At 42.4% G+C, this 13,187-nt stretch carries 9 protein-coding genes; 2 read left to right on the top strand and 7 right to left on the bottom strand.

Annotated features, from left to right (window positions below; translation table 11 throughout):
• From QR40_RS16005 to xth, 3 genes are read right to left on the bottom strand one after another with little or no spacing between them, the layout of a single operon-like run.
• Nucleotides 1-1,899, bottom strand: a complete 1,899-nt coding sequence (locus QR40_RS16005; RefSeq protein WP_052430885.1) for an alpha-amylase family glycosyl hydrolase — start codon at nt 1,897-1,899, stop codon at nt 1-3.
• Between the two features lie 2 nt (nt 1,900-1,901).
• Nucleotides 1,902-3,704: an ABC-F family ATP-binding cassette domain-containing protein gene (locus QR40_RS16000; protein ID WP_044295960.1), complete on the bottom strand. Its 1,803-nt coding sequence runs from the start codon at nt 3,702-3,704 to the stop codon at nt 1,902-1,904.
• A gap of 15 nt (nt 3,705-3,719) precedes the next feature.
• Complete coding sequence (gene xth, locus QR40_RS15995) at nt 3,720-4,475, bottom strand: exodeoxyribonuclease III (protein ID WP_027294196.1); 756 nt, start codon at nt 4,473-4,475, stop codon at nt 3,720-3,722.
• Between the two features lie 264 nt (nt 4,476-4,739).
• On the opposite strand from xth, the gene QR40_RS15990 reads away from it, so the two are divergent.
• Nucleotides 4,740-5,999, top strand: coding sequence for a chloride channel protein (locus QR40_RS15990; RefSeq protein ID WP_027294197.1), 1,260 nt, complete (start codon nt 4,740-4,742; stop codon nt 5,997-5,999).
• A 78-nt stretch (nt 6,000-6,077) separates the two neighbouring features.
• Nucleotides 6,078-6,455, top strand: a complete 378-nt coding sequence (locus tag QR40_RS15985; protein WP_027294198.1) for a DUF1292 domain-containing protein — start codon at nt 6,078-6,080, stop codon at nt 6,453-6,455.
• A gap of 89 nt (nt 6,456-6,544) precedes the next feature.
• Here the strand turns inward: QR40_RS15985 and QR40_RS15980 are convergent, their stop codons facing one another.
• The 4 genes from QR40_RS15980 to QR40_RS15965 form a co-directional block, all read right to left on the bottom strand.
• Nucleotides 6,545-8,389, bottom strand: coding sequence for an ATP-dependent helicase (locus QR40_RS15980; RefSeq protein ID WP_044295959.1), 1,845 nt, complete (start codon nt 8,387-8,389; stop codon nt 6,545-6,547).
• Nucleotides 8,390-8,500: 111 nt separating this feature from the next.
• Nucleotides 8,501-9,952 (bottom strand): glutamate--tRNA ligase, encoded by a 1,452-nt coding sequence (gene gltX, locus QR40_RS15975; protein WP_044295958.1) that lies wholly within the window; start codon nt 9,950-9,952, stop codon nt 8,501-8,503.
• Between the two features lie 264 nt (nt 9,953-10,216).
• Nucleotides 10,217-11,272: an NAD(P)H-dependent flavin oxidoreductase gene (locus QR40_RS15970; RefSeq protein WP_027294201.1), complete on the bottom strand. Its 1,056-nt coding sequence runs from the start codon at nt 11,270-11,272 to the stop codon at nt 10,217-10,219.
• 52 nt (nt 11,273-11,324) lie between these two features.
• Nucleotides 11,325-13,160 (bottom strand): acetyl-CoA carboxylase carboxyl transferase subunit, encoded by a 1,836-nt coding sequence (locus QR40_RS15965; protein WP_044289383.1) that lies wholly within the window; start codon nt 13,158-13,160, stop codon nt 11,325-11,327.
• Between the last annotated feature and the right edge of the window lie 27 nt (nt 13,161-13,187).

The raw sequence follows: 13,187 nt of genomic DNA, 5'->3' as shown, positions 1-13,187 counted from the left end.
TCAACACCTCGTTGTTTTTTTGTCTTTCTCTTTTGCTCTTCCGATCAGGACAACGATTGTTCTTGGTAAAACCGTGAAGATATTCTGAACTTCTAAAAGAGGCTCGCTGCCCTCTTCGTATACACAGTTTCCATCGCTTTTCCCGGTATCAATTGCTGTATACCAGTCCAAATTTTCAGGAAGATGCGGCAGGGCAAATTCATGCTCCACCCAATGCATATTATATGCAGTATAGAGGAAAATGTCCTCACCGGCATAGAATCCGCAGTACATTACACCGACCTGGCGGTTCGTATGCTCAAATGCCCCATACCAGGCTCTGCTGCCATGATAAGATACATCCGGATAACCGCAGGAAACCGTATCCATCACTCTTAATTCATATGGCATATGTAAAATTTTATGTCGTTTCCGAAATGCAATAACATCCTTTACGAACTGTAATATTTCCTGGTTTTTCTTATTCAGATTCCAGTCAACCCAGGAAATTTCATTGTCCTGGCAGTAAGGATTGTTATTACCCTCCTGGGAATTACCGATTTCATCGCCTGCCAGAAGCATGGGTGTTCCCTGGCTCAGCAGCAGCAGGAGAAATGCATTTTTAATCTGTTTCATGCGAAGGTCCAGAATCTTTTTCTTTCTGCTTTTGCCCTCCACACCGCAGTTCCAGCTATAGTTGTAACTGGATCCGTCCCGGTTTTGTTCTCCATTTGCCTCATTGTGCTTTTCGTCATAGGAAACCAGATCCATCAGTGTAAATCCATCGTGGTTGGTGATATAATTTATGATTCCCCGCCCGGCAGGATTTCTGCGTATGCGGTATGTAAACTGGTTAAGCTGGTCTTCATCTCCCTTTAAAAATCTGCGGATATCAATCAGGAACCCATCATTACATTCAGCCAGATTTTCATATTCCGGAAATGGGGGTTCACTGTAAAACTCCTCGGTTGGAAAATAGACTGCCATGATTTTTGTCCTGGATAATAACGGATCTTTTGCCAGCATATTGCAAAGAACCTGATCTGCCAGTATATGGAATCCATCAATATGGTAATTGGTTACCCAGAATGTGAGACAGTCCATAATTAATCGGGGATTGATCTGATTTGGAAAGTAAAATTCCATAATCACTTCCATACCATTTGCGTGCATTGTACGCACAAGATCTTTGAATTCACGGATTACATCTTTTGATGCCCCATATGATTTCTTGGGCGCAAAGTAATTACCGGCTTCATATCCCCAATAATTCACCCGGGGCATCTCCTCCTGCCTCATCTCATAGGACATACTCATTTGTGCATGCAGTTTTTTGATTTCATCAAATTCATATGCCGGCATGAGCTTTACCTGATTTATGCCAAGCTCCCTGAGATAAGGTATTTTTTCCTGTAACCCCAGAAATGTTCCTTTGTGGCGGACCTTAGAACCATTATGTCTGGTAAAGCCCCGCACATGAAGCTGGTAAGAAATAATTTCCTGATATGGTATCTGCGGATTGGTATCTTCCATCCAGTCATATGTTTCAAAAGCAAAGCCACAGCGGATGGCGTCACCGTCTTCCAGTGATACCGCCTCACCAAAATGCTCACGGCCGACAATCAGCCGGGCATAAGGATCCTGAAAAATCTGTCCGTCAGACCAGTAATTGTATTCATATTCACTCCAGCGCAGACCACAAACTTTTATGGCTAAGATATCGCCAATCAGATGTTCTTTTGGAAATGGGATCTCCTGGGCAATGTGGGGAGATCCTTTTTTATAAAGCACTAATTTCACTTCATGGCTGCCCGCTACTGCCACGGCAAAGTTGATTCCATCTTCCTCTTTTGTAACACCTAACCTTAGATAATTTCCTTTTTTGACTACCAAATCAATCTCCAGCTTCTCTTCTTCCACAATTAATTACCTGCCCTTTCCTGTTCTATCCGTTCTGCCAAGTCATTCAGGTATTCCCAGCGCTGCATTTTTTCATCCAGTTTAACGGAAAGATCTTCCTTTTGCTGCATCAATTCGCCTAGTTTCCCATAATTACTGGCCGCTTCCAGCATTTCCTCTTCCAGATGTTTCAGCTGTTCCTCTAGATTTTCTATATCTTCATCAATTGTTTCAAAATCCTTTTGTTCCTGATAGGTAAACTTTAATTTCTTGTCTTTTATTTTAACATTTTTAGTTTCTTTTTGAATTCCGGAGGATTGATTATCTCCGGATGGATTCCGCAGTTCCCATGCAATAAGGTAATCAGAATATCCGCCTTCGTACTGCTGTATGACTCCATTTCCTTCAAATGCAAAAATCCTGCGCACTACCCTGTCCAGAAAATAACGGTCATGGGAAACCGTAATTACAATTCCGTCAAAACTGTCCAGATAATCTTCCAGAATCGTCAGAGTCTGTATATCCAGATCATTTGTGGGCTCATCCAGAATTAAAACATTTGGAGCCGTCATCAGAATTCTCAGAAGAAACAGACGCCGTTTCTCACCACCGGACAATTTGCCGATGAGATTCCACTGCATTGTCCCGTCAAATAGAAACCGCTCCAGCATCTGGGACGCAGTTATCGTGCCCTCCGTAGTCTGAACGTACTCGCCAGCCTCTCTGATGTAATCAATGACTTTCATAGAATCATCCATTGCTTCACTTTCCTGTGAAAAATAACCGATCTTCACAGTTTGTCCAATATCAATGGTTCCACAGTCCGGTTCTGTAATACCGTTTATAATCTTAAGCAAAGTACTTTTTCCACATCCATTTGGACCAATGATACCAATACGCTCGCCTTTTAAAAATATATATGAGTAGTCTCTGAACAGTACTTTTTCGCCATAAGACTTTGACAGTCCGGTTACTTCTATTGTTTTTCGTCCAAGCCTGGTGGAGATGGAGTTCATTTCAACAGACAGATCTTCTTGGGGACCTCTTCGTTCCTTCATTTCCTCAATTCTGGCAATATGGGCTTTTTGTTTAGTAGAACGTGCCCTGGCACCTCTGGCAAGCCATTCCAGCTCTGTTTTTAAGATACTCTGCCGCTTGCGCTCTGTTGCAACTTCCATATTCTGCCTGGCCTCTTTTAAACGGACAAATTCAGAATAATTTCCGGGGTAATTGTAAATCTGCCCTTTATCGATTTCAACAATACGGTTCGATACACGATCCAGAAAATAACGGTCATGAGTAACCATAATCAGTGCGCCCCGGAACTGGTTCAGATATTCCTCCAGCCATTCAGACATGGCATTGTCCAGATGGTTGGTAGGCTCATCAAGTATCAGAATTTCAGCTGTGGCAAGCAGTATATTCGCCAAAGCCACTCTCTTTTTCTGTCCGCCGGACAATTGGCTGATCTTCTGATTGAAATCTTCTATTTCCAGCTTATTCAGCATGGACTTTGCTTCACTCTCTAAAGACCATTCATTTAATTTTGTCTTATTTAGATGCATAACTGCTTCAAGAGCAGTCATATCCTCATTAAATTCAGGATTCTGGGACAAAAAACGTATGGTAACCTGATTTCCTTTGGTTACCTTGCCGGAATCGGGAATCTCAAGTCCCGCTGCTATTTTCAGCAGCGTAGACTTACCTGTTCCATTAATTCCGATCAGACCGACTTTATCACCTTCGTTAATACTAAAATCAGCCTGATCAAATAATTTCCGTTCTGTAAAAGCGTGTGTCAGATTTTCTATCGTCAATAAATTCATAAGTTCATTCCTATTCTACAAATCAATGTCTAATTCTACCGGGCAATGGTCGGAGCCGAATATTTCCGTATGGATCTTTGCATCTTCCAGCTTGTCCTTCAAAGAGTCGGAAACACAGAAATAGTCAATTCTCCACCCTGCATTCTTTTCTCTGGCTTTAAAACGGTAAGACCACCAGGAGTATATACCTTCCTGATCCGGATAAAAATGGCGGTAGGAATCGATAAAGCCGGAACGAACCACCTGTGTGAATTTTTCACGTTCTTCATCTGTAAATCCCGCATTTTTGCGGTTGGTTTTCGGATTCTTCAAATCAATTTCTTCATGAGCCACATTTAAGTCTCCACAGAAAATCACTGGTTTGCTCTCTTCCAGTTTCTTCAGATATTTAAGAAAATCATCTTCCCACTGCATCCGGTAAGGCAGTCTCGCTAATTCGTTCTGAGAATTAGGCGTATATACCGTTATCAGGTAAAAATCTTTGAATTCCAGAGTGATTACCCGGCCTTCCTGGTCGTGTTCTTCCATGCCGATACCATAACTGACACTGACAGGCTCCTCTTTCGTAAACACCGCAGTTCCGGAATATCCCTTCTTTACTGCATAATTCCAATACTGGTGATAACCTTCTAAATCCAGATCTATCTGCCCTGCCTGCAGCTTACTTTCCTGAATACAGAAAATATCAGCATCTATATCCCGAAAGAAATCTAAAAACCCTTTTTGGACGCAGGCACGCAGTCCATTTACATTCCATGATATTAATTTCATATTATTACCTTTGCATATTACAGGCTCACCTGCAATAAGCCCTTTCACTTTCGTCTATTCACATAGATAGATTGATTATAATATACCGAATCATAAAAGTAAAGGTCGTTTGTGCACAGAAACGCGGGCTGTGTGTGATTCAACGGCACTTTAATCATGTACTGAATAAAATCCAATCCCAATTCAGCCTTGCATTTTGTGTCTGGTTACACTAAACTAAAAGAAAGAGAAATTATATAAAGATTAGAGGTTGATTACATAATCATGAGAAGTAAATTCAAGATTCATCTGCGTTACTCTATGGATTTCACATTCATTTTCTTTAAGTGGGTTCTGTGTGCAATATTGATGGGGGTGATCTGCGGAGCAATTGGTACCGCATTTCATTTCAGTGTTCACTATGCATCGGATCTTTTGTCTGTTCATACCTGGCTGCTTTATCTGCTGCCGGTTTCCGGCCTGCTCATAGGATTTCTGTACAAAATCTGTAAAATGGAAAACGATAAGGGTACCAACAGTATCCTGCAATCCATTCGAACGTCCCAGGAAGCACCTGCCAGACTTGCGCCCCTGATATTTATCGGTACTGCGCTTACCCACCTGTGCGGCGGTTCTTCCGGCCGAGAAGGGGCAGCTCTTCAGATTGGGGGCAGTATCGGTACCTGGTTTGGTCATTTCATCCATTTAAATGAGAAAGACCGCCATCTGATTACGATGTGCGGTATGAGTGCTCTCTTCTCTGCCGTCTTTTCAACACCGATAACTGCGGCTTTCTTCTGCATGGAAGTCATCAGTGTGGGTATCATTCATTACAGCGCATTTGTGCCGTGTCTGATCTCTGCAATTATTGCCAACCATCTGGCTTCGTATCTGGGTGTAGAACCTACGACATTTTCCGTACCGCTTCAGCATGCATTCGGACTTGCGCTGGGTGGAAAAATTATTGTGCTGGCGGCTGTCTGCGCTCTGGTAAGCATGATTTTTTGCATTATCATGCATAAAGCAGGAGAACTTTACCAGAAATTCCTGAAGAATATGTATTTGCGGTTTTTTGTGGGCGGCTGCCTGGTGGTTGGATTAACGCTCCTTGTGGGAAGCCGTGATTATAATGGTACCGGTATGGAGTTAATCTATAAGGCGATGAACGGAGAAGCCAGACCGGAAGCATTTTTATTAAAAATGATCTTTACAGCAGTAACACTTGGTGCCGGTTTTAAAGGCGGCGAAATTGTTCCTTCTTTCTGCATTGGAGCTACTTTGGGAGCCACGGTCGGAAGTCTGCTTGGGATGGATCCGGGTCTTGCTGCGGCAATCGGTCTGGTATCTTTATTCTGCGGGGTCATTAATTGTCCGATTGCATCGATTCTCCTTAGTATCGAGCTTTTTGGCTCTTCCAATCTGCTGTTGTTCTGTATTGCCTGCGGGGTTAGTTATATGCTCTCCGGCTACTACGGTATCTACAGTGCCCAAAGAATCATGTATTCAAAACTGCATCCGCAATTTATTAACAAACAGACAAAATAAAGGCTTGCAATTCTATGGCACATCTGATAAAGTGATGGGGAGATACTAAATAATAACATTTAAAGCGAGGTACTTACTATGAGCGAACATGAACACGATTTAGACTGCAGTGGCGGCTGTGATTCCTGTGGATGCGGATGTGACCACGACCATGAAGAAGGTGCTACCGTAACTCTTACTATGGATAATGGCGACGTTGTCGAATGTGCGGTATTAACAATCTTCCCGGCTGGTGACAAAGAATATATTGCCCTTCTTCCATTAAATGAAGAGGGTGAAAACGAAGAGGGAGAAGTTTTCTTATATCGCTTCTCTGAAGAAAATGGAAATCCAATGTTAGAGAATATTGAAGACGATGATGAATATGAAGCTGCAGCTGATGCATTTGATGAGTTTCTGGATGGCCAGGAATATGATGAAATAGTAGATGCTGAAGAGGAAGAAGACGAAGAATAATCTTTGTCAGTAATGAATAATATTTTGGTATATCACAAATCCCCCACCGTTTAATTCCGGCAGGGGATTTTTTGATATTCATTAAGTAATCAACCGGCTGTTTTCACATCCTGCTTCAAATTTTCCAAAAACACAGAAGGCATCAGATTCTTCCCATAGCGTTCCCGTATGGAATACATATGGAGATGTTCTTTTGCTCTTGTCATACCCACATAGAACATACGTCGTTCTTCCTGCATGTCCACATCCAATATGGCTTTTCTGTGGGGAATAATCCCCTCATTTATATCAATAATAAACACATTTGCAAATTCCAGGCCTTTGGAGCTGTGCAGCGTGGTAAAGGTCACCGCGTTGGATACCCTATTCTGCTCTTTTGCCTGATCATTCAGAGCCTTTGTGTATTCTTCAATATGGGCAAACCAGGCTTCAAATGTCTTAAAGTCTTTTGCTCCCTCCTGCATTTCATTTAATACTTCATAGAGATCTTCTGCTTTTATCTTCCTGAAATCTGCATACTCATTCAAATATGCTTCATACCCGATTCCATGACGTATAAAATTAATCGCTGCATATGGGTTCATCCTTTTTAAAATATTCAGCTGATATTCCAATTGTTCGATCCGTTCGACTACCCAGTGCTTATCATCATAATATTTTTTGAGATTTTCCAATGATACTTGCGCTTCATCTACACATTCTCTTCCGATATACCGGTTTGGACGGTTCATAACCTGTAGAAATTCCCGGCGTTCACGGCTTCCAAGTGCCAGATGAATGTAGCTGATCACATTTTTTGCAATCCAGTGATCGTAGATATTTGGCATGCTGTCCCTCATTTTGAAAGGTATATTATATTCCATGAATTTCTCAGCTAAGAGCCGGGCATCGGTATTTGTCCGAAACAGGATGGCAATATCGCTGTATTGATAATCCTGTTTGATATACTCCTGCACTTTCTTAATAATATGAGCACATTCCTGAGGCTGATTTGCAAATGTGTGGAGTTCGATCTTATCACCAGATTCTTTTACCTCTTTCATATTCTTCTGAAAGCGCATCTGATTGTGCCGGATAACAAGTTCGGCTGCTTTTACAATATTACCGGTGCATCGGAAGTTTTGATCCAGCAGTATGGTCTTTGTATCTTTAAATTCTTTTGGAAAATTCAACATTATTTCCGGTTTCGCACCACGGAACCGGTATATTGACTGATCGTCATCGCCTACAATAAATATGTTATTTTCCGGAGCCGCCAGCATCTTGACGATCTCATACTGAATCGTATTGATATCCTGAAATTCATCCACCAATATGTAACGGTACCGGTTCTGCCAGCCCAGCAGGATATCCGGCCGTTCCTTTAACAGCTGGTAAGTATAAACCAGCATATCATCAAAGTCCAGGCGGTTTTCCCTTTCCAGGCGCTGCTGGTATTTTTGATAGATATCACGGAATGCATTTTCCGAACAGGTCGTCGAATAATAGTGTTCTAATGGGATCTGATCATTTTTTACGAGACTGATCTCAGAAATAATGCCTCCGATAAAATCCGCCTCATCTTCGATATCCAGATTCATCCGCCCTACAATGTCTTTTAGATATTGATGCTTCTGATCCTCGCGGAGTATATTTTCTCCGGTAAAATGATAGGCATGTTTTAATATTCCAAAAAATATTGCGTGAAAGGTTCCAAAAGTAACCTGGGTCTGTTCCTGTTCCATTAAACGTAAAAAACGCTGCCGCATTTCCTGTGCCGCCGCTTTTGTAAAAGTAATGACCAGTATTTCCATCGGGTTAATCCCGTAGTTCTGAATCAGATATTTTGTCCGCTCTGTGATAACGGTTGTCTTTCCGGAACCGGGTCCGGCGAGCACGATCATGGGACCATCTTTGTGGGTAATCGCCCGCGACTGAGCCTTAGTAAAACTCATTCGTATTTCCTCCAATCGCGCACTCAATGCGCCTAAAATCAGTTTTATAGCCCTTAATAGGGACGATGCATGGTTGCACCGCCCCCCACTGGGTGTATTTATGACCCTTACTTAGTTACCCAATTTTTCAATTGCAGCTTTGATGCGGGCAATTGATTCTTCTTTACCGATGATTTCCATAATCTCCGTAGCACCGGCAGGTGTCATCTGCTTTCCGGACACAGCAGTACGAACCGGCCACATAACATATCCGTTTTTACATCCTTTTTCGGATACATAAGTGGAAAGCAGGGCATATAAAGCATCATTACTATAGTCATCCTGGTTTTCCAAAAGAGGAAGAAGATCTTTTAAGACAGCCAAAGAAGTCTCTTCATTTGTCTTCATCTTTTTATGTGTATACATTGCACTGTCGTATTCCGGAACTGATTCAAAGAAATCAATTAAATCCGGAATTTCCGGAAAAACTTCAATTCTGCTCTTCACCATTTCTGCAATCTTTTTTAAATCCAGATCTTTGGTAAGCGCCTGTTTGATAAATGGCAATGCTTTTTCATAGAACACATCAAAATCCATGGCCTTCATATATTCGCCATTCATCCATTTTAACTTATTGACATCAAAAACGGCAGGTGACTTACTCATATGACGGTAATCGAACACTTCCACTAGTTCCGGAAGGGAGAAGATTTCACGGTTGTCCTGCGGGCACCAGCCAAGCAATGCTACATAGTTTACAATTGCTTCGCTTAAAAATCCCTGTTCCAGTAAATCTTCATAAGAGGAATGACCGCTTCTTTTACTTAACTTCTTATGTTCTTCGTTGGTAATCAGCGGGCAATGTACATATACCGGTACTTCCCAGCCAAATGCCTGATACAGGCGGTTATATTTCGGTGCGGAAGATAAATATTCATTTCCGCGAACTACATGTGTAATTCCCATTAAATGGTCATCCACAACATTGGCAAAGTTATAGGTAGGATATCCGTCTGATTTAATCAAAATCATATCATCCAGTTCTGAGTTTGGTACTTCGATTGTTCCATAGATCTCATCTTCAAACTTTGTAGTACCTTCTTTTGGCATATTCTGACGAATTACGTAAGGTATGCCTGCCGCTAATTTGGATTCAATCTCTTCTTTTGGGAGGTTCAGACAGTGTTTATCGTATACGATGATTTCCTTGCCTGCCACTTCCTGTCTTAAGGATTCCAGGCGTTCTTTATCACAGAAACAGTAATATGCTTCGCCTTTTTCAATTAACATTTTAGCATATTTCAGGTAGATTCCCTGTGCCTGTCGTTCACTCTGTACATAGGGACCTACTCCGCCATCTTTGTCCGGTCCTTCATCATGAACTAAACCTGTCTTTGCCAGGGTACGGTAAATAATATCCAGTGCGCCTTCCATAAAACGTTCCTGGTCAGTATCCTCTATTCTAAGCATAAAATCGCCGCCGTCATGCTTTGCGATTAAATATGCGTATAATGCGGTTCTTAAGTTGCCTACATGCATACGTCCGGTAGGGCTTGGTGCAAAACGTGTTCTAACCTTACTCATTTTAATTCTCCTCCTTCTTATATTAATGCTGATTTACAGCCTAAGTCACATTATATACCGAAAGTGGTTTTTATTACAACCATTATTTTCGATTAAATTATAAATTTTGACATTTTCTTTTGTCATCCCGGGTCTGAAAATGTTTATCTTAATATTTTTTGTATCTTATGAAACGCATACCGGATTTTGCGTAATCATGGTATCCCTGATATTTACCAGAACATAAAAGGGGACAGTGCCAATTAAGTCACTGTCCTCAGATTTTTATTTCGTTAATTCATCCATGATATCCTTCACATGTTCCAGTTTATCCGCCCGGTACGCATTATCACCGCAGAACAGCAATGCATCCTCAGTATTTCCTTTTGCTGCATTGATCAGCGCCCGGGTAATACAGTAAGGAATGGTTGCCGGATTGCATCTTTCCAGACATTGCAGACATTTTCCATTAATTCCGATGCCTGGCTTTGGATGTTCCATAAAGTCGTTGATAATTGCCCGTCCCGGCATGCCTACCGGGCTTTTTACGATTGCAATATCTTCCTTTGATGCATTCAGATAAGTCTGTTTGTATTCGTCACTGGCGTCACATTCGAAGGTTGTAACAAATCGGGTACCCATTTGTACACCATCGGCGCCAAGCTTTAGCGCATGATCGATATCCGCTCTGGTATAGATCCCTCCGGCAACCACAACCGGAATATGGGTTTCATATTTTTTAGCATATCCTTTTACGACCCCTATGATGCCCTTGATTTCTTCTTCATAGACTTCCGGTGTAAAGTTTTCCAGCTGATCCAGTGAGAACCCCAGATGTCCGCCGGCTCTTGGTCCTTCAATCACGACAAGATCCGGAAGTCGCCCTGATTTGCGTTCCCACATCTTCAGGATCACGCTGGCGGATTTGATGGTGGATACAATGGGTGCTATCTTTGTCTTACTATCCTTCACTAATTCCGGCAGCATGGTAGGCAGACCGGCACCGGAGATAATTAAATCCACCCCGGATTTAACCGCAGCTTTCACATACTCAGCATAACGCTTCGTAGCAACCATAATGTTGACACCCACAATCCCATCTTTTGCAATCTGGCGTGCCTTTTTAATTTCATTGGCAATTGCCCTTAAATTTGATTCAATCGGATTACTCTCAAATCCTTCTTCCCGATAGCCAATCTGTGCGGTAGAGATAATGCCAACGCCGCCGCAGGCAGCAACATTTCCAGCCAGCCTTGACAAGCTGACACCTACGCCCATTCCTCCCTGGATAATCGGTATTCTAGCTGTTAAATCCCCGATTTTTAACGGTTTTAATTCCATTCTTACCTCCTATGCATATCGCAGGCAAGCCTGCGATATGGTTGACTGTCTGCTACATATTTCGGAAGCGCTGGTACCTTTGACTGGCAAATTCCTCTATCTGTAATTTATTCTGGTCTTCCAGAAATCTGCAGATATTTTTCTTCATATAAACTGCTATTTCTGCTATATTTTCCACCATAGCAGGTTCCCGCTCCGGTATAATAAGCTCAATAATGCCAAGATCCTTCAGGTCTTCTGCTGTTATTTTCATAATTTCAGAGGCTTCTTTTGCACGTTTTCCGTCTTTCCACAGAATTGATGCAAAACCTTCCGGTGACAAAACCGAATAAGTGGCATTTTCCATCATCCACACTTCATTTGCTACCGCTAATCCAAGAGCACCTCCGCTCCCGCCTTCCCCGATCATAATACTCAGAACCGGAGTCTTTAAGGCCGACATCTCAAGCAGGTTACGGGCAATTGCTTCACCCTGTCCCCGCTCTTCTGCTTCAATTCCGCAGGCTGCTCCCGGCGTGTCTACAAAATTGATAATGGGACGGTGAAATTTCTCAGCCTGCTTCATCAGGCGAAGTGCTTTACGATAACCTTCCGGAGATACCATTCCAAAGTTCCGGGTAATATTGTCCTTTGTATTTTTCCCCTTTTGCTGACCAATCACCGTTACCGGCTGTCCGTTCAGGTAAGCAATACCGCCAACTACTGCGCCGTCATCCCTAAAACTTCTGTCCCCATGTAATTCGGTAAAATGTTCAAAGATCGCTTCAATATAATCCAGACTGGTTGGACGTTCTGCCATCCTGGAGATCTGAACTTTTTCCCAGGCCGATTTTTTATACCCATCACCAAATGATTCACCGGCAGACATATCCGTATCAAAATCAGATCCTTCGGATACCGCTTTGCCAACGGAAGATAGAATGGTATCGGGAGAGTCAGAAGCACCATATAAAAGTGTGCCAAGTTCTCCAGTTGTTTTTTCAAAAGAGGCATAGCCTTTTCTGCTCTCATGCATGTCAATGAGCATCGCTAAACGCAGTTTAAGATCGCTTCGTTCCACAATACCGTCTATAATACCTTTTTCCACCAGGAACTCTGCTCTTTGGAATCCCTCCGGAAGTTTCTGCCCGATGGTTTGTGCAATTACCCTTGGACCTGCAAATCCGATCAGGGCTCCCGGCTCGGCAAGGATGATATCTCCTAACATTGCAAAACTAGCAGTTACACCTCCTGTTGTGGGATCTGTCAGAACTGGAATATAAAGAAGTCCGGCATCGGAATGGCGTTTAATGGCAGCCGAAGTTTTCGCCATCTGCATCAGAGAAACAATTCCTTCCTGCATTCTGGCACCGCCGGAGCAGCAAAATAAGATAACAGGTAATTTTTCGTCAATTGCCTGTTCAAATGCGCGGGTTATTTTCTCCCCTACTACATATCCCATGCTGCTCATTAAAAAACGTGCATCACAGACACCGACTACGGCATCTTTTCCATAGATTTTGCCTTTGCCGATTGTAACTGCCTCGTGCAGATGTGTTTTCTCCCTTTGTGCTTCCAATTTTTCCTCATATCCCGGATAATCCAGGGGATTGCGCTGTGGCAGATCAGTATACCATGATTCATAAGTACCATGGTCCAGAACCATACGCAGTCTGGTCTTCGTCTTAATCCGAAAATAACCGCCGCATTTTGGACATACATAATGATTATCTACTACATCTTGCTTATACAGCAATTTACCGCATTTCGGACATTTTACCCAAAGCCCCTCCGGTACGCAGGGTGCTGCATCTTCTTCTACAGAAGGTTTTTCTTCCTTCTTAGGTTCATCCAAACGTCCGATTGGAATGTAGGAAGTTTTTTTAAACATATCCTTAAGCTTCGACATTTTATACTCTCCTTAATTTCTAACAGG

Origin of the sequence: Robinsoniella peoriensis (genome assembly GCF_000797495.1) — a bacterium.
GTDB lineage: Bacteria > Bacillota > Clostridia > Lachnospirales > Lachnospiraceae > Robinsoniella > Robinsoniella peoriensis.
This window is presented reverse-complemented; position numbering and strand designations above follow the sequence as displayed.